Annotated in this window: 21 protein-coding genes; 14 read left to right on the forward strand and 7 right to left on the reverse strand. The window is 68.1% G+C overall.

Annotated features, from left to right (window positions below):
* Positions 1-94: 94 nt before the first annotated feature.
* From PVT71_RS24365 to PVT71_RS24375, 3 genes are read left to right on the forward strand one after another with little or no spacing between them, the layout of a single operon-like run.
* A complete protein-coding gene (locus tag PVT71_RS24365; protein ID WP_353475720.1) occupies positions 95-1,174 on the forward strand; it encodes a hypothetical protein in 1,080 nt (359 codons plus the stop codon).
* Positions 1,175-1,182: 8 nt separating this feature from the next.
* Entirely contained in the window at positions 1,183-2,514 is a 1,332-nt protein-coding gene (locus PVT71_RS24370) for an FkbM family methyltransferase (protein WP_353475721.1), read from the forward strand.
* A complete protein-coding gene (locus tag PVT71_RS24375; RefSeq protein WP_353475722.1) occupies positions 2,511-4,364 on the forward strand; it encodes a hypothetical protein in 1,854 nt (617 codons plus the stop codon). The genes PVT71_RS24370 and PVT71_RS24375 overlap by 4 nt, the downstream gene beginning before the upstream one ends.
* Here the strand turns inward: PVT71_RS24375 and PVT71_RS24380 are convergent.
* Positions 4,361-5,026 carry a winged helix-turn-helix domain-containing protein gene (locus PVT71_RS24380; protein WP_353475723.1) on the reverse strand — a complete coding sequence of 222 codons (666 nt, stop codon included), beginning with the start codon at positions 5,024-5,026 and terminating at the stop codon, positions 4,361-4,363. The two genes, PVT71_RS24375 and PVT71_RS24380, sit on opposite strands and share 4 nt — an antisense overlap.
* A gap of 225 nt (positions 5,027-5,251) precedes the next feature.
* Here PVT71_RS24380 and PVT71_RS24385 point away from each other — a divergent pair, with 225 nt between their 5' ends.
* The 7 genes from PVT71_RS24385 to PVT71_RS24415 all read left to right on the forward strand — a co-directional run bounded on the left by PVT71_RS24385 (position 5,252) and on the right by PVT71_RS24415 (position 10,987).
* On the forward strand, positions 5,252-5,434 hold the full coding sequence (locus tag PVT71_RS24385; RefSeq protein WP_353475975.1) for a MucR family transcriptional regulator: 183 nt from the start codon (positions 5,252-5,254) through the stop codon (positions 5,432-5,434).
* A gap of 146 nt (positions 5,435-5,580) precedes the next feature.
* Positions 5,581-6,027: a MucR family transcriptional regulator gene (locus PVT71_RS24390; protein ID WP_353475724.1), complete on the forward strand. Its 447-nt coding sequence runs from the start codon at positions 5,581-5,583 to the stop codon at positions 6,025-6,027.
* A 9-nt stretch (positions 6,028-6,036) separates the two neighbouring features.
* Positions 6,037-7,044 (forward strand): flagellar motor protein MotB, encoded by a 1,008-nt coding sequence (locus tag PVT71_RS24395; protein WP_353475725.1) that lies wholly within the window; start codon positions 6,037-6,039, stop codon positions 7,042-7,044.
* Between the two features lie 379 nt (positions 7,045-7,423).
* Positions 7,424-8,149: a hypothetical protein gene (locus tag PVT71_RS24400; RefSeq protein ID WP_353475726.1), complete on the forward strand. Its 726-nt coding sequence runs from the start codon at positions 7,424-7,426 to the stop codon at positions 8,147-8,149.
* A 76-nt stretch (positions 8,150-8,225) separates the two neighbouring features.
* On the forward strand, positions 8,226-8,975 hold the full coding sequence (locus tag PVT71_RS24405; protein WP_353475727.1) for a sigma-70 family RNA polymerase sigma factor: 750 nt from the start codon (positions 8,226-8,228) through the stop codon (positions 8,973-8,975).
* Positions 8,972-10,297, forward strand: coding sequence for a flagellar hook-length control protein FliK (locus PVT71_RS24410; protein ID WP_353475728.1), 1,326 nt, complete (start codon positions 8,972-8,974; stop codon positions 10,295-10,297). Before PVT71_RS24405 ends, PVT71_RS24410 begins: the two co-directional genes overlap by 4 nt.
* A gap of 15 nt (positions 10,298-10,312) precedes the next feature.
* On the forward strand, positions 10,313-10,987 hold the full coding sequence (locus PVT71_RS24415) for a flagellar hook capping FlgD N-terminal domain-containing protein (RefSeq protein ID WP_353475729.1): 675 nt from the start codon (positions 10,313-10,315) through the stop codon (positions 10,985-10,987).
* Positions 10,988-10,992: 5 nt separating this feature from the next.
* Here PVT71_RS24415 and PVT71_RS24420 read toward each other — a convergent pair whose 3' ends face one another.
* The 5 genes from PVT71_RS24420 to PVT71_RS24440 form a co-directional block, all read right to left on the reverse strand.
* The gene (locus PVT71_RS24420; protein WP_353475730.1) at positions 10,993-11,634 is read right to left on the reverse strand and encodes a hypothetical protein; all 642 of its coding nucleotides are present in this window, start codon (positions 11,632-11,634) and stop codon (positions 10,993-10,995) included.
* Between the two features lie 84 nt (positions 11,635-11,718).
* The gene (gene flgH / locus PVT71_RS24425) at positions 11,719-12,483 is read right to left on the reverse strand and encodes a flagellar basal body L-ring protein FlgH (RefSeq protein ID WP_353475731.1); all 765 of its coding nucleotides are present in this window, start codon (positions 12,481-12,483) and stop codon (positions 11,719-11,721) included.
* On the reverse strand, positions 12,480-13,139 hold the full coding sequence (flgA, locus tag PVT71_RS24430; RefSeq protein ID WP_353475732.1) for a flagellar basal body P-ring formation chaperone FlgA: 660 nt from the start codon (positions 13,137-13,139) through the stop codon (positions 12,480-12,482). Before flgA ends, flgH begins: the two co-directional genes overlap by 4 nt.
* A gap of 4 nt (positions 13,140-13,143) precedes the next feature.
* On the reverse strand, positions 13,144-13,929 hold the full coding sequence (gene flgG, locus PVT71_RS24435) for a flagellar basal-body rod protein FlgG (RefSeq protein WP_353475733.1): 786 nt from the start codon (positions 13,927-13,929) through the stop codon (positions 13,144-13,146).
* A 13-nt stretch (positions 13,930-13,942) separates the two neighbouring features.
* A complete protein-coding gene (locus PVT71_RS24440) occupies positions 13,943-14,689 on the reverse strand; it encodes a flagellar hook basal-body protein (RefSeq protein WP_353475734.1) in 747 nt (248 codons plus the stop codon).
* A gap of 144 nt (positions 14,690-14,833) precedes the next feature.
* Between PVT71_RS24440 and PVT71_RS24445 the strand changes: the two genes are divergently transcribed.
* From PVT71_RS24445 to PVT71_RS24460, 4 genes are all read left to right on the forward strand, one after another.
* The gene (locus tag PVT71_RS24445; RefSeq protein ID WP_353475735.1) at positions 14,834-16,639 is read left to right on the forward strand and encodes a hypothetical protein; all 1,806 of its coding nucleotides are present in this window, start codon (positions 14,834-14,836) and stop codon (positions 16,637-16,639) included.
* Between the two features lie 156 nt (positions 16,640-16,795).
* On the forward strand, positions 16,796-18,097 hold the full coding sequence (locus PVT71_RS24450) for a flagellar hook protein FlgE (RefSeq protein WP_353475736.1): 1,302 nt from the start codon (positions 16,796-16,798) through the stop codon (positions 18,095-18,097).
* 49 nt (positions 18,098-18,146) lie between these two features.
* The gene (flgK, locus tag PVT71_RS24455; protein WP_353475737.1) at positions 18,147-19,559 is read left to right on the forward strand and encodes a flagellar hook-associated protein FlgK; all 1,413 of its coding nucleotides are present in this window, start codon (positions 18,147-18,149) and stop codon (positions 19,557-19,559) included.
* A gap of 14 nt (positions 19,560-19,573) precedes the next feature.
* Positions 19,574-20,632: a flagellin gene (locus PVT71_RS24460; protein WP_353475738.1), complete on the forward strand. Its 1,059-nt coding sequence runs from the start codon at positions 19,574-19,576 to the stop codon at positions 20,630-20,632.
* Here PVT71_RS24460 and PVT71_RS24465 read toward each other — a convergent pair.
* Positions 20,600-21,364 carry a response regulator transcription factor gene (locus PVT71_RS24465; RefSeq protein ID WP_353475739.1) on the reverse strand — a complete coding sequence of 255 codons (765 nt, stop codon included), beginning with the start codon at positions 21,362-21,364 and terminating at the stop codon, positions 20,600-20,602. The two genes, PVT71_RS24460 and PVT71_RS24465, sit on opposite strands and share 33 nt — an antisense overlap.
* Between the last annotated feature and the right edge of the window lie 41 nt (positions 21,365-21,405).

Raw genomic sequence — 21,405 nt, forward strand, 5'->3', positions numbered from 1 at the left:
GGCGTTCAAGACGAGCATATGTAAATTTGACTTCCGTTCAAGTATAAACAAGAATAGATAGGGAAAGTCGAAGAACTGTTCGGGGCCGCTGATCATGAACGCCGAAAAACTCGCTTATTTCTTCGAGGCCGGTGAGCTTCTGACGGTGTTCGCCGAGTGGCCGCAGGAGGTGGGACTCGCGCTCTGCCTCGACGAGGCCGGCACCTGCGAGATGCTGCTGCATCACGTCGAGGAGGGCCGGGCGGTGCTGCGCAAGGTCGCGGCATTGCTCGACTGCGAGACGGGCGAGTTTGCCGTGGTGCCGCCGGTCGAGGGCTACCCGACGCGCCGGGTGCTGTTCTCGGACGAGCAGAAGCTGCTGAAGCTGGTGGCGGGCGAGGATGACCTTGCCGAGATGGCGGAGGACTACCTGATCAACTACCGCTTCGAGAAGGAGCGCAAGTCGCGCCCCGCGCCCGCGCCTGCCCCGGCGCCCTCGGTCGAGGCGGTGGCCGAGAAGATGAGCGCGGCATTGCGCGCGCCCGAGCCCTTCCGCTGGCGTCCGCGGCTGCACCTGGCCGAGCTCGCGCCGCGCCCCTCGCTGCGCCGCAAGCCGCAGAACGCCGGAATGCCCGAGGGCTACGTGCCGGCGGAGGTGGTGTCCGACAGTGACTGCCAGTTCGCCATGGCGGAGGTCAGCCTCGGCCACCGCGGCGTGCGCGTCACGCTGAGCCCCGAGCTGGTCAGCATCCAGACCCGCGCGGTGACGGTCGAGGAGGTCGGGTTCCGCGACGACTTCTCGCGCTTCGTGCTGCCGCGCAAGACGGTGCAGGGCTGGGCGCCCGGTGCGCCGCTGGTCATCGACATTCCCGCCGAGCGTTTCCCGGCCGGGCTGCGCCAGCGCTTTGCCGCCGCGCCGCGCGTCGCCGAGGTGACGGTCACCGACCATGGCGTCTTCGTTGCGCCGGGCGCGGTGGTGCAGGCGGTGGAGCCCGTCCTGCCCGAGGTGCAGCTGGTCCCCGAGCGCAAGGAGCGGCGTCGCCGGTTCCTGACGCCGGTGCGGGTGGCGCTCGCGGTGCTCACCGGCGCCGGGCTGATGACCGGCACGATGATGCGCGCGGTCGAGATGCCCGCCCTCGCCCCCGCGGCGGTGCTGCAGATGGCCTATGACGAGGCCGCGGAGGCGGGTCGTTGAAATGCGCGGTGATCACCCCCGTCGGTCCCGGTCACGCTGAGATCTTCTCCCGCACCTGCGGCCCGTCGGTCGAGAAGGCCCGGGCCTACGACACGGGGCCGTTCAGCGAGGTCCTGCACTACGTGATGGACGATACCGCCGGGCGCCACGGGCGGTCGGCGCGGCGCAACGAGGCGCTGCAGCGGGCGCTCGACGAGGGGATCGACTGGGTCTTCTTCCTCGACGCCGACGACAGGCTCACCCCCAACGCCTTCGAGGCCTTCGGGCGGGTGATCGCCGCCGAGCCCGGTCTCGACGTGGTCTGGGGGCTGATCTGCACCGTCGATCCGGGCGGAGAGCCCGCGCTGCGCGAGGGCCAGCCCGCGACGCTCGACAGCCGCGAGGACTACCTTGCCGCGGCGCCCTTCCACGGGGTGCAGATCGGCGGGTTCTACCGCGCCGCGGTGGCCGCGAAATTCGGCTTCGACACCGCGATGGACACCGGCGAGGACTACAAGTTCTACTGCCAGCTCTGGGCCGAGGCGCGCTGCGCCAAGCGCCCGGAGATCTTCTTCCTCAACCACCGCGGGCAGCATTCCACCGGGCCGCGCTCGGCCACCGGGGCGGACTGGAACCGCGCGGTGACCGGGATGTGGATCGCCGAACTCGGCAAGGCCGAGGTTTGGACCCGGTTCGAGGATGCCGCCGGCCGCGTGGTGCGGATGCGCCTCACCAACCCGGCGGACCCGATCCAGAATTCCTTCCTTCAGGGGCGGTTCTTCGATCAGGCCTCGCTCGAGAAGCTCGGGATGCTGGTCGAGGTTCCCGCGCCGCGCATCGTCGACGTGGGGGCGAAGGACGGCAACCACGTGCTCTGGTACGCGCGCAACCTGCAACCCGCGCGGATCTTCCCGGTCGAGCCGAAGCCGGCGGCGCTGGAGCGGCTGGCGGCGAACATCGAGGCCAACGGCATCGCGGATCTCGTCGACCGGCGCGGCCTCGGGCTGCGCGTCGGCGAGGGCCGGCAGGCGGCGTTCGCGGCGGACGCCGGCCCCGCCGGGGCGGCGCGCTGGACCGCCCCGGACGACGGTGCGCCCGGCACCTGCGCGCTCGATGACCTGCTCGAAGGTGAGCGGGTCGATTTTATCCGCATCGACGCCGAGGGCGCCGAGCTCGAGGTGCTGGACGGGGCGGCGGGGTTGATTGCCCGCGACCGGCCGGTGATCTGGATCGCGGTGCTCAAGGCCAACGCGATGCACTTCCTGCAGGGCTGGTGCCGCAAGGCCGGCTATCGCGTCGTCGACAGCACCTTCCATCTCAACACCACCCACTATTTCGTTGTCCCCAAGGAGGCGCCATGAACGTCCACGCCCTTACGCGCAAGGAAAAGCGGGCGCTTTCTGCACGGGGAGCAAAGCTTTACGGGGTCGGCGGGGACGCCGCCGTCGCGCTGTTCCATGCCTACCAGTTCCTCAGGGCGGGGGACCTGCCGCAGGCCTGCGGGCTGGTCGTGCCGCTCACCCGCTCGATCCCGGGCAACCCCCATGCCTGGATCGTCCTCGGCCTTGCCGCGCTGAACCGGAGCGAGGGGGCGACCGCCAAGGCCTTCTTCACCAAGGCCGAGGAGAGCGCGCCGAAGTCGCTGGACGTGCTGACCGGCCTTGCCAAGGCGCATTTCCTCTGCGCCGAGCCGAAACCCTCGGCGCTGCGGATGGAGGAGGCCTTTGCCGCGGGCTGCACCGACCCGGACATCGTCGAGCTCTACCTGACGCTGGTCAAGATGATGGGGGGCATCCTGAACTCCGCCAGGCTGCTCGAGCCGGTGGTCGGCAAGATCCGCAGCTCGGTGCTGGCGCACAAGATCGCGCTCATGCTCGCCGAGGTGGGCTTCATGGACCGCGCCGCCGAGTGGTTCGAGCGCAGCCACGGCTACGCGCCGGACAGCGAGCTTGGCCGCTGCGACGCGGTCTCGGCGCATTTCCACGCGGGCCGGATGCAGGAGACCGAGGCCGGGGCGCGCGCGCTGCTGGCGACGGACCTGAAGGACCCCGATCCGGTGATGGTGCTGCTGATCGGTGCGCTGCGCTTCCAGTCGCGCCACGCGGAGCTGCTCGAGGTGATCGAGGGCTACGAGTTCCGCGACCGCACGCTCTATGCAAGGGCGCTCGCCTTCGCCGCCAACGCCCATGCCGACCGGGGCGACGAGGCCGCGGCCCGTCACGCCTATGTCGAGGCCATGCACATCGCCGAGGGCGGCGAGATGATCGGCAAGGCCTACGGCGCCTTCTGTCTCGGGCACGGAGATTTCGCCGAGGGCATTCCCAACTACTTCAAGCGGCTCGATCCGCAGTCGCGCCGGCTCGCCCGGGTCGAGAACTCGGCCGTGGAGAACCTGCAGAAGCATGACCACATCTACCTGACCAGCGAGCAGGGCATCGGCGACCAGCTGGCGCTTCTGGCCCTGACGCGGATCATGCCGGTGCTGCAGGGCACCGAGGTCTCCTTCGTGTCCGGCCCGCGCGAGGCGGCGCTGCTGCGGGACAACACGCTCGGCGTGCGGGTGATCACCCAGCCCGAGGCCGAGGCGCGCGGCGAGAAGGTCACCGGCGCCCAGATGGTGGCGCTGGGGGACCTCGTTCGGTTCCTGCCGGACCACCCGGCCGAGGCGCACCAGGGCGGCTTCCTGCAGCTCGATCCCGAGGCGGTGGGCGCGATCCGCGACCGCTACGCCGCGCTCGCCGGGGATCGCCCGATCTTCGGCATGGCCTGGGCGGCGCGCGCCATCATCGGCCGGCTGCGCTCGATCGCGCTGCCCGAACTGGTCGCGCTGCTGCCGAAGGACGCCTTCGTGGTCAGCCTGCAATATGGCGACACCGGGCAGGAGATCGCGGAGGCCCAGGCCCTGCGCCCGGACGTGACCTTCCATACCGATCCCGAGATCGACCAGATGGCGGATCTTGCCGGCTTCGCGGCGCAATGCGCGGCGCTGGACCGGATCCTGTCGATCGACAACACCACCGTCCACGTCTGCGGCGCGATCGGCCATCCGAATGCCCATGTCCTGCTGCCGAAAGGCGCCGAGACCATGTGGTACTGGGGCCACGAGGCGAGCCTCGACCCGTGGTACGGGGTGCTGCACCTGCACCGCCAAGCCCAGGCCGGCGACTGGAGCGCCGCGCTCGCCTCGCTGCGGGAGGCGCTCGCCGCCTAGAGCGGCGCGTCGCCTTCGAGCACGTAGCCCTGCGCCCGGATCGTCCGGACGCGGAGCGCGCCACCGTAATTCTCTGCAAGCTTCTTGCGGATCCGCGCGATGTGCACGTCGAAGCGGCGGTCGCCGTAGCTCCATTCCGCGCCGGCGACCTCGGAGGCCAGCGTCGGGCGGCTGACGATCTCGCCGCGGCGGGCGTTGAGACAGGCGAGGATGCGCTCCTCGAGCGGGGTGAGCCCGAGCTGCACAAGCCGCGCCGCCCGCTGGCCGGTCAGCGACACGCGCTGCAGGCGCACGGAAAGCCGTGCCACCAGCTCCGAGGGGTCGTGGTCGGCGCGCAGGGCGTCATCCGCCCCGGCGGCGAAAATCTCGGCGGCGCCGCGCGGCCGGTTGCCGTGGTCGATCGCGAGGATCACCGCGTCGGGCACGTTCCGGCGCACCCCGGCGATCAGCCCCAGCATGTCGTCGTCGCGGGGAAGATGCGACGAAAGCCCGACGATCATCGCGGTCAGGGGAACGCCCGGCTCCATCAGGTCGCGCGCCTCAGCCGGGCGCGCGCGGCGCAGCACCCGGCGCAGCCCGCTCCGCTCGAGCAGGGCCGACCAGGCGTTGCGCTGTGCGGTGTCCCGCTCGACCACGACGGCAAAGGAGGCGCGTTTCGTCATGCAGGCTCGATTCGACAAGTTTCTGCCAGTTTTCTTCCCATGACTTGACGTAAATTATTTATGTTCAACGTGCATTAACCTTCGCTTCCTATTTGCCTCATCAGGAGAAGAGCAAGAACACCAAGAAGAGACATGGGAATGGGTAAAGAGTTGCAAGGGTTCCTGTTGAGGTTTCTGGGGCGGACCCGAGTGGAAGCAGTGCCCTCTGCCCCGGAATCATATTCGATGCTGACCTGCCGGGAAACAGGAATGCAGAAACCCCTTCTGCGCCGACACTTGCGCGAAGTCCTGGGCATGTCGCCCGAGGATTATCGCCGGAAGTGGCGGCTGCCCGAAGATGCACCGATGGTTTCGCAATCCTACCGTGACCGGCGGGAAGCCGCTCGAAACATGGAATGGGAAGGTTAAACTGCCCAAAGGGCAAGAATCTATGTAGAGTAAAAAAGTGCAATCCCCGTCGGCGGACGCGCCTGTTCATGGACAGGCAAGGATGGACAGAAGTCCGTTTTGATCCGGCGATGTAAAAGCAGAATGATGATCGGCAGGACGAGAATATGAGCGGACATGACGAATCGCAGGATATGGTGGCCCGGATCGTGGCAGCCTATGCGTCGCGCCCGGACGTAACTCCGGACGAAATCGTGAACCTTTACAGGCGGTTGAGTGGCGAGGTGCAGGATGCTCCCGGTGCCGATGCGACCGCCGCGCCCGCGGCCGGACGCCAGGCTTCGGCGGATGGCCGGCTGCACCCGGCGCTGCCGGTGGCCCAGGCGGTGACCGAGGAGAAGGTCTACTGCCTCTGCTGCGGCCGCGGCTTCAAGATGCTCAAGCGCCATCTCGGCGCCGAGCATGGCATGACCGAGGCGCAGTACCGCGCCGCCTTCGGCCTCTCGGAAGACTTCCCGCTGGTGGCCCCGAGCTACTCGCGCAAGAAAGCAGCCCACGCCAAGGAGGCCGGGCTCGGCAAATACGACCGCACGGTGATGGCGGGGCAGGAGTAAGACGGCAAAATGGCAGGCAGGAACGAGCGCACGGTCGTCATCAAGAAGATCGAGGAGACCGGCGGACACGGCCATCACGGCGGTGCCTGGAAGGTCGCCTATGCGGACTTCATGACGGCGATGATGGCCTTCTTCCTGCTGCTGTGGATCCTCGCCGCCTCGGACGAGGAGAAGCTGCGCGGGCTTGCCGACTACTTCACCCCCTCGCTGTCGGAAGCCGGTGGTCGCGGCGACGGGCTGCTCGACGGCATGGTGCTGGGCAAGGACGGGGTGATGAGCGGCACCGACGGCCCGCAGAGCCTCGTGCAGCTGCCGAGCTTCGGCCAGGAAAATCCGCTCGCGGTGTTCGACAGCCGCCTGCGTGACCCGGACTCGCAGGTTGTGGTCGAATTCGACAGCCGGCCCGAGGGCCAGCAGGAGAGCCAGACCATCAACACCGGCGAGAACGGTGTCGCCGACGGCATCGCCGCCGCGCAGACCGCCGCCGATGCCGCGGCCGAGGCGCAGCAGGCCGAGCGCACCGCGCAGGAATGGCAGGAGACGCAGGACCGTCTCGAGGAGACGATCACCGAACGGCTGACCGAGGATCCGCAGCTTCAGGCGCTGCAGGACAACCTGCTCTTCGAGCGCACCGCCGACGGGCTCGAGATCCAGATCGTCGACAAGAACAGCAGCTCGATGTTCTCCACCGGCAGCTCCCGGATCGAGGACCGCACGCGCGAGCTGCTGCGCATCGTGGCCGAGGCCATCGTCGACCTGCCGAACGACATCACCATCTCGGGGCACACGGATTCCGTGCCCTATTCCCGGGCCGGAACCTATTCCAACTGGGAACTTTCGGCCGACCGAGCGAACGCGACGCGGCGCGTGCTGGTGGACACCGGGGTCAACCCGGCGCGGATCACGCGGATCTCGGGCCTTGCGGACACGGCGCCGCTGGAGCCTAGCAACCCCGAGGCACCGGAGAACCGGCGCATCAGTGTCACGCTGCAATATCCGCAAGCGGCAAAGCCCTGATCCGCGTCAATTCCTGACAGGCTTCAGCCAGAAAATTCACCATATCTAGTGGTTGCTTTGCCGCACCATCCCCCATATCCACACCTATTTTCCGAAATGTTAAGGAAACTCAGAGGGTGTGGATGGTGTATTTCGCTCGCGACGCTCGCCCGTAGGTTGCAAATAGCACTGAAAATACAGAAACTTCGACCGGCGACTCAGCCTCCTGCATTTTGCGGCTTCCAAGGTCAAGTCCCCTATATATAGCGGGGCGATTAACATTTGGTGGGTTTGCGGGGATCCGCTCAAAACCTACTGTGTACCTGGGGAAAGACTCACTTGGGGCACGGGTAGGCAGATGCGTAGCGGGGATGTACTTCGGTTAATCTGGCGGGACGGTGTGGCGCTGCCCGAGATGGGGTTCGGGCTCCGCTTCCACGCGGCGCTGACGGCGATCCTGCCGGTGCAGGTCGCGATCCTGATCGCCCGCGGCGAGTGCCGGCATCCCCTCGTCATGGCGGATTCGCTCGAGCTTGCGCCGGCGCTGCCGCTCGGCGACGTGCTGGTCGAGGAGCTGCCGCTGGAGCTGCCCTACGGCACGATGGTGGTCATGCTTCCCGTGGCCCTCGCCAATTTCTCGACGCTGCTCGGCGAGACCGTGGGCGAGGCGCTGCTGCTGGCGCAGAGCCTTGGCGGCGTGCCGATGGAACACGAGACCGACGCGCTCTACATCATGGCCCACGCCGCCATGCGCCGGGCCGCGGCGCTCGGGCTCGAGGGGCACGAGGTCGATCCCCAGGCCTTCTGCCGCGGTCTCGGCAAGTGCCTCGCGCGGCAATGGCTGGCCGAACGCCGCCCGCTGCTGCCCGATCCCATGCTCTTCTCGCGCTCCGACTTCCTCTGGCAGCGCCAGCTTTCGGCCTACCTGACCGATCTCGATCCCGGCTTCTCGTCGCCCGACCCGCTGCTCGTGCCCGAGGACCTGCTCAGCGTCGCCAGCGCGCCGCTGCGCCTTGCCGACTGGGCTGGTCGCACCGAGACGATGCTGCGCGCCGTCATGGGCGCGCCCGAGCGCGAAGACGCGCCGCTCAAGACCAGCCTCGCGGCACGGTTTAACCTTCAGTAAATCATTATATTCTTCCGACGGTTGAAGAATTGTGGTTACTTATTCTTGCAGGCAAGAATGAGTTGGGCGTTTCTTCATGATGTCCATGACGTACCAGGCAGCGATGCGCGAGCCGTTTCTTGACGTAGAGCAGGAACGCAACGCCATCTGCAGCTGGCAGGATAGCGGGGACCGAAAGGCCCTCGAGCTGCTGTTGCGCTCGCACGCGCGGCAGGCGTGGTCTCAGGCCGCGCGGTTCACCGACAACCCGGTGCACATGGAAGACCTTGCCGCCGAGGGGTTCCTCGGGCTGATCAAGGCCGCCGACTGCTTCGATCGCCAGCAGGAGGTGCGCTTTTCGACCTATGCCGCGTGGTGGGTGATGAACGGCATCTCGAGCGCGCTGGCGCGGATCAAGGCGGTGATCGACATTCCGGCGCGCACCTATCTCGACGCGCAGACCGGCAAGCTGCCCGAGGAGGAGCGCGCCCGCATCCGCATGGCGACCCACGGGATGATCGCGCTCGACGGCAGCGACGACGAGGACGAGGGCCGCCCGCGCGAGATCCTCATCTCGGGCGAGCTGGGGCCGGAGGAACTGGTCACGCTCGAAAGCGAGCGCGCCATGCTGACCCGGCTGCTGGCCGAGGCGCTGGAGCCGATGACCCCGGAAGAGGCCGAGGTGATCCGGCGTCGGCGACTGCTGCCCGAGCCCGAGCCCTTCGGCAGCATCGCGCGGGACCTCGGCGTGTCGCAGGACCGCCTGCGCCAGGTCGAGAAACGCGCCATGCTGCGCCTGCGCCGCAACCTCATAGACAAGGGCTTCTCGCGGGCTGTTCTGACATGATCAATCTCCTAGCAACACTCGGCGGCGTCGCGGCCGGTTCCGGCGCAGCGACGGACAAGCCCGCGGAAGGGGAGACCCCCTTCGCGGGCCTTCTTGCGCTGGTCGTCGGCCGAGGTGAGTCCGAAACCGCGGAAGAGGCGGGCGACGCGCCCGCCGAGATCGGCGACCTGCTGACCCGGGCCGAGGCAGCGCTGGACGATCCGGACCTTTCCGAGGACGAGATCGCGGCGATCCTCGGCCCGGTGATCGCGCAGCTCGGCGCGGCGCTCGCCGCCGATCCGGCGCTGCTTGAGAAGGCCCGGACGCTGGTCGCGGACCTTGCGGCGGCGATCGACGCGGAGGCGGGCGGGGCCGAGCTCGCCGAGCTTTCGTGGCGCGACCTGTCGGAGGGGCTGGGCGCCCTGCAGGCCGCACTCGACGGCGCCGAGGAGGTCGAGGGCGACGGGCGCGAGCTTGCCGCCCTGCTCGAGCAGGTGATCGACGTGGCCGAGGAGATCGCGCAGCCGGTCGTCCCGGTGGTCTCGGGGCTCGGTCAATTGCTGACGGCGCCGCTGCGCAGCACGGAAACCGGGGCCGATCCCGAGGGGCTGGAGCCCCTGCAGGACGTGGCGGAGCTTCCGCGCGCGCTTTCCACCGCTGCCGACGAAGGCGCGGAGGCGGATCTTTCCGGCCAGTCCGGTGACGCCGCGCCCGAGACGCTCTCGCCGATCCGCGACGAGCCGCGCGCGGCCGCCAGTTTCGTTCCGGCAACCCAGACTCCCGCGCAGGGCAGCGAATTGCCCACCCAGTCGGGCACGCTTGCGCTGCAGGGGGCCCCGCTTGCGCCGGTCACGGCAACGCCGCTGGCCGCCAGCGCCTTTGCCGCGGCGCAGGTGGCGGGCACCGCGCCGCAGCTTGCCGTGCAGGGGCAGGAGGTGCTTGGCCAGATCCGCGCCAGCAGCAGCGCCGACGGCAAGATCAACGTCGAGCTGAAGCCCGAAGGGCTCGGCAAGGTCGAGATCGCGCTCGGTCCGGACGAGGCCGGCAAGCTGCAGGTCGTCGTGCGCGCCGACCAGCCGGCGGTGCTTGCGGCGCTGCGCGCCGACCGCGACGGGCTTGTCGCGCTGCTGCGCGATGCCGGGCACGCGGTCGAGGATGGGGCGCTCAGCTTCTCGGACATGGGCACGCAGGGCGAGGCCCGCGACGGCGGCACCGGGCGCGAGGGCGCGCGCGGCGGTTTCACGACTTACGGGAGCGCGGCTCCCGAGGCTCCCGGCCTCGCGTCCGGCTCCGCGACGCAATCGATCCGCCTGCCCGAGGGCAGCGTGGACATCAGGATTTGACGAGGACAGATTTCCATGGCCATTGATCCCTTCGGCACGACCAGCGTCAGCGCGACGACCAGCTCGTCAACCAGCTCGATGAGCCAGCTCTCGGAGGATTACGAGAGCTTCATCACGCTGCTCACCGCGCAGATCCAGAACCAGAACCCGCTGGAGCCGATGGACAGCACCACCTTCATCTCGCAGCTCGCGCAGCTGAGCCAGGTCGAGCAGTCGGTGGCGACGAACGCGAACCTCGAGGGAATTTCCTCGCAGCTGGCCTCGATGGGGGCGATCACCGGCCTGTCGCTGATCGGGCGCTCGGTGGTGACCTCGTCCGACGAGGTGACGCTCGAGAGCGACGGGGCCTCGGCCGAGATGTCCTACTACCTCGCCGCCGAGGCCGAGAGCGTCACGCTGACCGTGACCGCCGAGGACGGCACCGTGCTGCGCACCTATGGCGCGCTCGACACCAGCGCGGGCGCGCGGCACAGCGTGACCTGGGACGGAATGGATTACGAGGGGCTGCCGCTGCCCGCGGGCACCTACAAGATGACGCTCGAGGCCGTCGATTCCGAGGGCAACACCGTGGCGTCGCAGACCTACGCGCCGCAGAAGGTGGCGAGCATGACCTACGAAAACGGCCTCGCCACGCTCCACCTGGAGAATGGCGAGACCGTGCTTGCGGGTCTCGTCGAAGAGATCATCTGAGCCGCTCAGCTGCGCGGCACGTCGGCCTTGATCAGCGACAGGAACAGGACTTCGGAGACATCGTCTCCGAAGTCTTTTTTCAGGTCCGCGGACAGCGCGCGCGACAGCTCGCCGGTGTCGATGTTCACGCCCTTCATGGTCGAGCCATCGGCGGCGCGGTGCATCGAGGTGAGGATCGCGTCGCGCAGGCGCGAGGCGTTCTCGGCAATGTTGAAGTTCACCGCGGTGGTGGTGTCGCGCATCGCCACGCCGACTTCCGAGACCACGTAGGTGATGCTTTCGGGGCGGTAGACCGGCACCGAGATCTTGCCGAGCGAGACGATGCTGGAGTCGTTGAGGCGTTCCTCGGTCAGCACGCCGGGCGCCGCCGCGGGACGGTGGGCGATCTCGGTCTCGGGCCGCGCGGTGTTCTGCGCATGCTCGTTGTGCTGCGGCTGCCCGATCTCGCTGCCATCCTCGGGGGTGATGGCCTGCTCGGGGGCCTGCGTGGCCAGCTCGTCGAGGATGGTCTCGGCCTCGAGGGGCGCGGCTTCTGCCGCACGCACTTCCACCTGTTCCGCAGCGGGGGCCAGGACGTGTCCGGCACCGTACCCGACCACCCCGAAGATGACGGGCAGGGCGGCCAGGGCGATGTATGATTTCTTCATAACGAATCCCGCAGTTTCTCTGTCAGGGTCCGTAGTGCCTTACGATTCGGGCGATATTTTCTTCAAATCGGGGCACATTCTGGTTCAATAAGGCAGGATAATGTCCATGACATCCTCGCCATAGCCGCGCGCCTGCTGCCGGCTGACCGAACCGCGGCCGCCGTAGGAGATGCGCGCCTCGGCGATCTTGTCATAGGGAATGGCGTTGGTGCGGTCGATGTCCTGCGGCCGGATGATGCCGGTGACGCGCAGCTCGCGCAGTTCCTCGTTCACCTTCACCTCCTGCCGGCCGGCGACGACGAAGTTGCCGTTGGGCAGCTCCTGCACGACGAGCGCGGCCATGCGCAGAGAGATCGTCTCCTCGCGGTCGATCGAGCCCGAGCCCGAGGCGCCGGTCTTCGAGGTGATGTCGACGATATTGTCGCCGGAGGGCAGGTCCTCGGGCCCGACGCCGGGCAGGATCTTGTCGATCTGCGTGCCGTAGCCGAAGAAGCTGGGGAAGCCCATGGTCGAGCTGCCGGTGCGGCTGCGGTCGGATTCGTTGCTGAGCGAGGCGGTGTCGTTGATCTCGACGAGGATCGTCAGGATGTCGCCGATCTGCGTCGCGCGCTGGTCGCCGAAGAAGCCCGACGAGCCGCGTTCCCAGAGCGAGGCGCCCTCGGCGCGGTAGGGGATACGGTCCGGCTTGGGTGGCGGCATGGGAATGTTGACGCTGCGCGCCTCGGCGAGCGTCTGCGGGTCGAGCCCGACGCGGCTGACCTCGGGGTCGCGGTCGAAGGCCGGGGAGTTGCAGCCGGCCAGCAGGGCCAGCGCGGAGGCGGCCAGAAGGCCATGACGGAGCGGGGTCATCGGATCACCTCCACGAGCCCTTCCTCGCGCGCGACGGCGACGAGGGGGGTATTGCTGACGAGATTGACGATGCGCACGTCCTGCCCGCGATGGGCATCGGAGAGCGCGCGGCCGGGGGCGGTGACCACCAGCCGGCCGTCGTCGTAAAGAATGTTCACCTTGTCGCCGCGGCCGATCACCAACGGCTGCATCACCGACTGTGTCATGACCGGGCGGCCCTGCGCCAGCATCCGGCGCACCTGCATGCCGTCGAGCTTGTCCTCGTCGACCACGGTGAAGGCGCCGACCCGGCTGAGCGGCATCTCGATGGTCTTGATGTCGCCCGCGCCGATCACCTCTCCGGGCATCAGGCGGCGGGTGGGCACCGGCAGGGTCTGGGTGGCGATCACGAAGCCCTGCAGCCGGTGGGTGATACCGTCCTCGGTGACGGCATTGGCAAGGAACTGGCCGCTGTCGCGGTCCATCCAGAAGGCCGAGATGGTCTCGGCCTCCTCGATCTGCGCCCCCTTGAAGCGCACGCGCAGGTTGGCCGCGTCCGGCAGCGCCGTGCCCCAGCTCATCCGTGCCTGCTCTTCGATCAGCACATCCGGCGTCTCGGCGAAAAGCGGGACGGGCGCCAGCGCAAGGGCGGCGAGGAGGCGGGCGAGGCGGCGCATGGCGTCAGCGGATCTGGTTGGCGGCCGACATCATCTGGTCGGCGGTCTCGATCGCCTTCGAGTTCATCTCGTAGGCGCGCTGTGCCTGGATGAGGTCGGTGATCTGCCGGATGATGTCGACGTTCGAGCTTTCGAGATAGCCCTGGCGCAGGATGCCCACGCCCTCGTCGCCGGGGGTCGCCGGGATCGGATCGCCCGAGGCGACGGTGGCCTCCAGCAGGTTGTTGCCCAGCGGGCGCATGCCGGCATCGTTGACGAAGGTGGTCAGGGTGAGCTGGCCGACCTCGACCGGAGTCGTGTCGTTGCCGACGTAGGCGCTGACGATGCCGGTCTCGCTGATCGAGATCGAGACGGTGTCGTCGGGCAGCACGAGGCCGGGGTCGATCTCGAAGCCCTGCTCGTTGACGATCTGCCCCTCGGCCGACAGGCGGAACGAGCCGTCGCGGGTGTAGGCCTGGGTGCCGTCGGGCATGTTCACGGTGAAGTAGCCGCGCCCGTCGATCGCCATGTCGAGCTGGTTCTCGGTCTGCGCGAGCCCGCCCTGCGTGTTGAGCCGCACGGTGCCCGCGGTGCGCACGCCGAGGCCGATGTCGAGGCCGGTGGGGCGGGTGTTGCCCTCTTCCGCGGTCACCGCACCCTCGCGCGTGATGTTCTCGTAGATGAGGTCGGTGAAGCTCGCCCGAGAGGCCTTGAACCCGGTGGTGTTGGCGTTGGCGATGTTGTTGGAGATGACGTCGACGTTGGTCTGCTGCGCCATCATGCCGGTAGCGGCGATTCCGAGTGCCTTCATGATCGTCCCTTCCTCAGCTGTTCCGGATCCGGCTCAGCATTTCCTTTTTCAGATCGTCATCCGACTGCACCAGGTTCAGCGACTGCTGGTAGGCCTGCTGGATGCTGATTAGCCGGGTGACCTCGGTCACCGCCTGCACGTTGCTCATCTCGACCGCGCCCTGGATGATCTGCGAGCCGGTCTCGTCGGGGATCAGCCGCGCGTTGCCTTCCTGCGGCACGAACATGCCGCCGCCCGAGCGCCCGAGGCTCTGCCGGTCGGGCAGGGTGAAGATGCCAACCTGGCCCAGCACCGCGCCCTCGGCGTCCGAGATCACCCCGTCGTTCGAGATGCTGACCGTCGCGGCCTGCGCCGGCGGCAGCACCAGCGGCGCGCCGCCCGCGTCGAGCAGCTGCGCCCCGGTCGCGGTGATGACCCGGCCTTCGGTGTCGAGGATGAAGCCGCCGTCGCGGCCGAAGGCGGTCTGGCCCCCGGCGGTCTGGTAGGCGAACCAGCCGTCGCCGCTCAGCGCGAGATCGAGCGCGTTGCCGGTGGGCATGATCGCGCCCGAGCTGTTGTCGACGTAGGAGCCGCGGTCGAGCACGTAATTGGTGCCGTCCCCGGACAGCGCGGCGTCATCGGTCTGCAGGTAGGTCTCGAACAGCACCCGCTCGGCCTTGTAGCCAGAGGAGTTCGCGTTCGCGATGTTGTTCGAGGTCACGTCGAGCTGCCGCTCGAGAGCGGTGAGCTGGGAAAGCGCGACGTAGATCGAATTATCCATGCAAACGGCCTGTCAATATTTGCTCGATCATTCTTTTCTTGATGATGATGCGTGTTTTGCTAAGATAACGCAAGCATAATGATGATGAAGCGAGCGTAAGCGGTGGCCTATTCTTGTGCAGTTGCGGGGAAGCGAGCGGCGGCGATGGCGCTGCTCCTGAGTGTCTGCCCGGCGCATGCCGAGCTTGCCGGCCCCGAGCAGGTCGCGCAGGTCACCCCGGCGCTGCTCTCCGAGCCGCGGGTGATCGACCCGCCCGCGCTCTACCTCGGGCAGCGCGCGACGCAGCCCTTCATCGAGGAGCGCGAACACCTGATGGACGCGCTTGTCGATGCCGGTGACCGCCAGCCCGAGCTGGCGCGCGCGCTCACCGATCTTGCCGAGTTCTATTTCGCCCATGCCATGGCGCCCGAGGGGCTCTCGGTGCTGGAGGCGGTCGCCGGCGAGGGCGTGCCCCCCGCGCACACGCTGCGGGCGCGGGCCTTCGAATTGGCGCTGGGGCTCATCGACGAGCGCGACCGGCCGCTGACCCCGCGCGCCGCGTCGCTGCTCGAGCCGGCCCATGCCGCCTGGCCCGACCAGCCGCTCTTCCGCGCCATGGAGCAGGCGCGGAGCGGCGATTGCGTCGAGGCCGGGGCGCTGCTGACCGAGGCGATGGCGCGGCTCGCGCGTTTCCCGGCGCCGGTGCAGGCGCGGGTGCTGCCGGGCTTCCTCGAATGTGCGATCGAGACCGGGCAATGGCGGCTGGCACGCGACATCGCAGCCTCCTTCGACGGCTACCCGGAACTGAAGGACGGCGCGGCCTATTTCTACCTGCTCGGCAAGGTGGCCGAGGTCGCGGACGAGCCGCTGGCCGCCTTCGACAGCTACGCCCATGTGATGGACGGGCAGGACATCTGGGCGCACAGGGCGCGGCGCGCGCTGGTGACGCTGGGGCTGACCCGCGACGCGCTCTCGACGCGCGACGCGATCCGGCTGCTCGAGCTGGAATCCGAGATGTGGCGGGGCGACGACTCGGCGGGCGAGGTGCTGGACGAGCTCGCCTCGCTGCAGATCATCGCCGGGCGCAAGCCCGAGGCGATCGAGACCTACGGGCTCATCGTGACGCGCCGCGCAGGCACGTCGCAGGCGACCGCCGCGCAGCAGAAGGCGCGGGCGCTGATCGAGGATCTCTATCGCAGGGGCTCGGAGGGGGAGATCCCCCTTGGCGAGTTCATGGCGGATCACGCGCATATCTCGCGCTACTTCCGCTTCACGCAGAATTTCGCGCTGGCTTCGGAGCTGTTTGCCGACACGTTCCGCAAGGCCGGCGCGACCAAGGTTGCCGCCGAGGAATATGCCACCACTCACGACTACCTCACGGCGGCGCAGGATCTGGGCATCACCACCGCGGAAGAGGGGCAATTGTCGCGCCTCAAGGTGAAGGAAGCCGAGACCCTGCTGGCGGGCGGCCAGTTCGAGGCCCTGGGAACGCTGCTCCTGCAGCCGATCCAGCTGACGGATCCGGATCTGAAGCGGCGCTTCGATCTGGTGTCGGCCCGCTATTTCGATGAGACCGGTCAGACGGCGGAGCTGATCGGCAGCGGCGGCGGGGCGGGGGAGACGACGCAGATCCTCCGCCTCCGCGCGCTGGCCCTGTTCGAGCGCGGCGACTGGGGTGCCGCGGCGGGGGCCTACGAGGAGTTGCACGGGCGCGAAGGCGGCGACATGCCGCTGCCCGACGCGATCCGCTACCTGCTCGCGGCGCATCGCAGCGGCGACGACGCGCGGGCGGCGGAGCTTGCCGTGGCCTTCCCGAGCCTGACCGAGCTGCCCGGCTGGGCCGAGATCGCGCGGGGCCTGACGACCGCCGCGCCGGCGCTGCTGCCGCTGCGCGAGGAGACGGCGCGGGCGCGGATCGACAAGGCGCAGGAGACGCTCGACAGCCTGCCCGCCGTGGAGCGGCTGAACTGACCGGCCCCGGGAAAACCGCGGCAAGGTCAGGCAAGATTCAGCGGGAAGCCGCTGAAAGGAACACAAGTAAAGGCAGTTTTAACCATGGTGAAACCTGGTCTGCCTATGTGACCAGTGATTGATGGGTTCAACTGCGACCAATAGGGCGAGACGGACATGAGTATTTCCAGCGCGATGGCGGCCGGGGTCAGCGGCCTTACGGCGAACTCCAATGCGGTTGAACGCATTTCGAACAATATCGCGAACGCGGATACGGTGGGGTACCGCCGCAGCTTCGCGCAGATGATCACCTCGGGTTCGACCGCCGCCACCGGCAGCACATCGGCCGGGGTCGCGACCACGATCACCCACTCCAACACCACCGAGGGCACGTTCCAGGAGACCTCGGTCGCCTCGAACCTGACGATCAACGGCAACGGCTTCTTCGTGGTGAACTCGAACATCAACGCGGGCTACACCACCGGCAACATGTTCACCCGCGACGGCAGCTTCGCGCCGGACGAGAACGGCAACCTGGTGAACGGCGCCGGGCTCTACCTGATGGGGTTTGCCTATGACACCAACGGCGCGCTCGGCGCGGTGGACCGGTCGAGCTTTGCCGACCTCGTCCCGGTCAACGTCGCGAGCCAGTCGATCAACGGCTCGGCGACCAGCACTGTCGGCATCAGCGGCACGCTGCCCTCGCAGGAGACCGGTGTCGACGAGCCGGGCAATGCCTTCACCACATCGGTCGAGTTCTACAACGCGCTCGGCGAGGCGGAGCGGCTGACCCTCTCGTTCCAGCCGACGACGACCGACGACACCTGGGACGTCACCATCTCGGGACCCGACGGTGACTACGGCACCGTGACCATGACCTTCAACAACAGTGGCACGGCCGCCGGCTCGCCGGCGAGCTACACCAACGCGACGTCGCTGGCGACCGCGCCCGCGGGCTTTGCCTTCGACACGGCGACGGGCGAGATGACTCTGACCGTGAACAACGGCACCACGCCGCAGACGATGACCCTCTCGATGGGCACCCCGGGCGAATTCGACGGGCTGACCCAGTTCGCGGGCGACTACACCCCGATGAACATCGACGCCGACGGCAGCGAGAGCGGCATGCTCACCAGCGTGGAATTCGACGAGTCCGGGGATGTCTGGGGCGTGTTCGACAACGGCACGCGCAAGGTGCTCTACTCGGTGCCGCTCGCGACCTTCGCCAATGCCAACGGTCTTGCGACCTCGAACAACTCGACCTTCCAGGTGTCGAACGAGTCCGGCGATTTCTACCTCGGCGCGCCGGGCACCGGCGAGACCGGCTCGCTCACCTCGGGCGGCATCGAGGGCTCGAACGTCGACATCGCGCAGGAACTCACCAGCCTCATCCAGCGTCAGCGCGCCTATTCCTCGAACGCGAAGATCATCACGACCGCCGACGAGATGCTGAACGAAACCGTCAATCTCAAGCGCTGATCAGCCGGCAGGACGTCCGGGTGAAAGTCGTGTCAGATAGGATCGCATCATGAGCCTTTCCGCAGCCCTCAACGCGGCGCGCAGCGGGATGAGCGTCACGTCCCGCTGGGCGCAGACGACATCGAACAACATCGCCAACGCGAACAACGCCTCCTACGCGCGGCGCGATCCGACCATCGTGACCAACAGCATGGGCGGCGTCACGATCAGCGAGGTCACCCAGGCGGTGAACACCTCGCTCGACACCATGTACCGGCTCGAGGTCTCGCGCACGGCGACGCAGGACGCGATCGCGACGGGCCTGTCGCTCTACACCTCGCAGCTCGGCGACACCTCGTCCGACGTCACGCTGCTGACCCAGCTGACCGACTTCCAGAACTCGGTCAGCCTGATGGCGGCAAGCCCCTCCGACAGCGCGACGCAGCGCGCCGCCCTGACCGACGCGCAGGAACTGGTGCAGTCGCTGAACTCGGCGTCTTCCTCGCTGACCGAGGCGCGGGCGCGGGCGCTCAGCAGCGCCCAGAACGACGTGGCAAGCATCAACGCGACGCTCTCCGACCTCGCCGAGATGAACGCGCAGCTCAGCAGCGGCAAGCTCAGCGAAAGCCAGAAGCTCGCGCTCGAGGACGAGATCACCGCGACGCTCGACGGCCTTGCCGAGAAGATGGACTTCACCATGCGCACCGATGCGAAGGGGCGGATGGAGATCTACACGACCGGCGGCACGGCGCTGCTGCTGGGCGAGACCGCCGAGCCGCTCAGCTTCGACGCCCAGACCGGCGTCCTGAGCGCGGGCGGCATCGACATCACGCCGGGCGCCTCTGGCGTGCGCGGCATTTCCGAAGGCTCGCTGGCCGGTCAGATCACCCTCTACAACGATGCGATCCCGGAAATGAGCGCGCAGCTCGACGAGGTGGCGCGGGCGCTGATCAGCGTCTTCGAGGGCGCCGATGCCTCGCTTGCGGCAGGGGAGGCGGGTCTCTTCACCGACGCGGGCAGCGCGCTGACCGATCCGGTCGCCGCCGGGCTTGCCGGGCGGATCGCGGTCAACAGCGCCGTGGTGCCCGAAGAGGGCGGGGCGGTCTGGCGGCTGCGCGACGGCATGTCCGCGACGGTCGAGGGATCGTCCAACGAGGCCTCGCAGCTCAATGCCTTCGTCGATGCCATGGCGTCGAAGACCAGCTTCGATGCCTCGGTCGGGCTCGACGAGAGCGCCACGCTCGCCGATTACATGGCCGGGCTGATCGCCAGCCAGAACACCACGCGCGCAAGCGCCGAGACCAAGGCCGAGACCAATGCCGCCGCCGCGATGACCGTGCAGGAGACGCGGCTCGGCTTCATGGGGGTCAACGTCGATGACGAGCTGCAGCAGCTCGTGGCCATCGAACAGGCCTATTCCGCCAATGCGCAGGTCATGACGACGGTCATGTCCATGCTCGACACCCTGCTCGACGCCTTCTGATCCAGGACCTTCACATGATCTACCTCAGCAAAGGCCCCTCGACCCTCTACTCGAGCCTGCTGCGCCGCAACCAGAACGCCGAGCTGTCGAACGCGCTGTCGCGCGCCGAGCAGGAGCTCTCGACCGGCTACAAGGCCGACATCTACAAGTCGATCGGGCTGGGCGCGACCGAGGCGCTGAGCCTCAACGCGACGCTCGATCGCGACGAGGCGCAGGCGGCGGTCAACAAGCTCACCCTGTCGCGGCTCGAGATGATGACCCAGTCGCTGGGTACCATGCGCGAGTCGCTGCAGGACGTGCTGGATATCGGCATCGCCAACTCGACCTACGCCACGGCCGCCTCGTCGGGCATCCAGGTGGCGGCCAAGGCGGCGCTCGAGTCGCTGATCGGCCAGGCCGCGCAGGCCTACGGCGGCACCGCGCTCTTTGCCGGGACCTCGAACGCCAGCAACGCGCTGCAGCCCTGGGACGAGGCGCAGGCGGACAGCGGCCTGTCGCCCGCCGGCGTCTTCGCCAACCTGCTGTCGGGCGGGCTCAACTCGCAGGCGGATGTCGACGCGGCCCTCGCCGAGATCGACGCCATGTTCTCGGACAGCGCCACCGATCCGGACACCAACTACCAGTCGCTCATCTACAACGGCTCGGTCGGCAATGCGCCCGCCCGCGCCAACCTCGGCGACGGCGTGAGCGTCGCCTACGGGGTGCAGGCCGACAACGAGGCGTTCCGTCAGGTGGTGAAGGGGCTCGCGATGCTCGCCTCGATCGACCCGGCCGAGATCGGCGACGACGAGGCCTATGCCTCCTGGGTGGGGACCGCGGTCAGCACGCTGTCGGCTGGGCAGGCGGGGCTTCTCGACAGCGAGACCCAGCTCTCGACCCTGTCGGCCCGGCTGGAATCGCAGAACACCCGCATCGCGGATCGCGCGATCCTCTACAAGACGCGGCTGCTGGAGCTTGACGGCGTCGACGCCTACGAGGCCGCCAGCAACGTGACCTCGCTGCAGGCCCAGCTCGAGGCGAGTTACACCGTCACCTCGCGCCTATCGCAACTGAGCTTTCTGAATTACATGTGATGCGCTGGCGAGGCTGAGCCGGGGGGTCTCGGCCTCCTGGCCGGCCTCGGCTCCGGGCACCAGCTTGTAGCCGCGGCCGCGGATCGTGCGGATATGCGGATCCCCCGTGGGCGACATCTCTTCGATCTTCTTGCGGATCCGGCAGATGTAGACGTCGATCACCTTGTCGAAGGGCTGCTCCTCGGCCATGCCGTAGACCGCGTCGTAGATCACCGACTTCGACACGACGCGCGGCGAGGCGAGGGCGATCTGCTGGAAGATCGCCAGCTCGCGCTGCGACAGGCGCATCGGCGTGCCAGCGACATCGGGGTCGCGCCCGTCGAAATAGGCGGTGACGTCGCCGATCCGCACCGATCCCGCCGCGTGGCCATGGAATCGCCGGGTGATCGCGTTCACCCGCGAGCGCAGCTCGGGGCCGGTGAGCGGCCCGACGATGTCGTCATCCGCGCCGGCATCGAGCGCCTGCATCGCCGCCTCGGGATCACGCTGGTCGCGCAGCACGAGGATCGGGTTGCGGCAGCCGGACTTGCGCAGGCGGAAGATGTGCTCGACGGTCCGTGGCTGTTCGGAAAGCAGGACCGGCCGGTCGGCGTAGCCGTCGTTGCTGAGCAGGCCGAGCTCGCGCTCGAAGAAATCGTCCCCGACGGCCACCGGTTGCCATTGCGCCGCGTCCAGTTCGGACAGCAACCCGCGGAAGGCATTCGAACGAGGCTCGTAAAGATAGATATGCACGCTGCTCTCCCGATGGCCGGCCGTCATTCTCTATCCATGAC

This window comes from Salipiger sp. H15, assembly GCF_040409955.1.
In the GTDB taxonomy this organism is placed as follows: Bacteria; Pseudomonadota; Alphaproteobacteria; order Rhodobacterales; family Rhodobacteraceae; genus Salipiger.

Coding starts and splice junctions, on each gene's coding strand:
- PVT71_RS24390 (WP_353475724.1), top strand. CDS start 5,581: ATGAGCGGACATGACGAATCGCAGGATATGGTGGCCCGGATCGTGGCA.
- PVT71_RS24365 (WP_353475720.1), top strand. CDS start 95: ATGAACGCCGAAAAACTCGCTTATTTCTTCGAGGCCGGTGAGCTTCTG.
- flgG (WP_353475733.1), bottom strand. CDS start 13,929: ATGAAGGCACTCGGAATCGCCGCTACCGGCATGATGGCGCAGCAGACC.
- PVT71_RS24375 (WP_353475722.1), top strand. CDS start 2,511: ATGAACGTCCACGCCCTTACGCGCAAGGAAAAGCGGGCGCTTTCTGCA.
- PVT71_RS24380 (WP_353475723.1), bottom strand. CDS start 5,026: ATGACGAAACGCGCCTCCTTTGCCGTCGTGGTCGAGCGGGACACCGCA.
- flgK (WP_353475737.1), top strand. CDS start 18,147: ATGAGCCTTTCCGCAGCCCTCAACGCGGCGCGCAGCGGGATGAGCGTC.
- PVT71_RS24450 (WP_353475736.1), top strand. CDS start 16,796: ATGAGTATTTCCAGCGCGATGGCGGCCGGGGTCAGCGGCCTTACGGCG.
- PVT71_RS24440 (WP_353475734.1), bottom strand. CDS start 14,689: ATGGATAATTCGATCTACGTCGCGCTTTCCCAGCTCACCGCTCTCGAG.
- PVT71_RS24420 (WP_353475730.1), bottom strand. CDS start 11,634: ATGAAGAAATCATACATCGCCCTGGCCGCCCTGCCCGTCATCTTCGGG.
- PVT71_RS24395 (WP_353475725.1), top strand. CDS start 6,037: ATGGCAGGCAGGAACGAGCGCACGGTCGTCATCAAGAAGATCGAGGAG.
- PVT71_RS24445 (WP_353475735.1), top strand. CDS start 14,834: ATGGCGCTGCTCCTGAGTGTCTGCCCGGCGCATGCCGAGCTTGCCGGC.
- PVT71_RS24415 (WP_353475729.1), top strand. CDS start 10,313: ATGGCCATTGATCCCTTCGGCACGACCAGCGTCAGCGCGACGACCAGC.
- PVT71_RS24460 (WP_353475738.1), top strand. CDS start 19,574: ATGATCTACCTCAGCAAAGGCCCCTCGACCCTCTACTCGAGCCTGCTG.
- PVT71_RS24385 (WP_353475975.1), top strand. CDS start 5,252: ATGCTGACCTGCCGGGAAACAGGAATGCAGAAACCCCTTCTGCGCCGA.
- flgH (WP_353475731.1), bottom strand. CDS start 12,483: ATGACCCCGCTCCGTCATGGCCTTCTGGCCGCCTCCGCGCTGGCCCTG.
- flgA (WP_353475732.1), bottom strand. CDS start 13,139: ATGCGCCGCCTCGCCCGCCTCCTCGCCGCCCTTGCGCTGGCGCCCGTC.
- PVT71_RS24405 (WP_353475727.1), top strand. CDS start 8,226: ATGATGTCCATGACGTACCAGGCAGCGATGCGCGAGCCGTTTCTTGAC.
- PVT71_RS24410 (WP_353475728.1), top strand. CDS start 8,972: ATGATCAATCTCCTAGCAACACTCGGCGGCGTCGCGGCCGGTTCCGGC.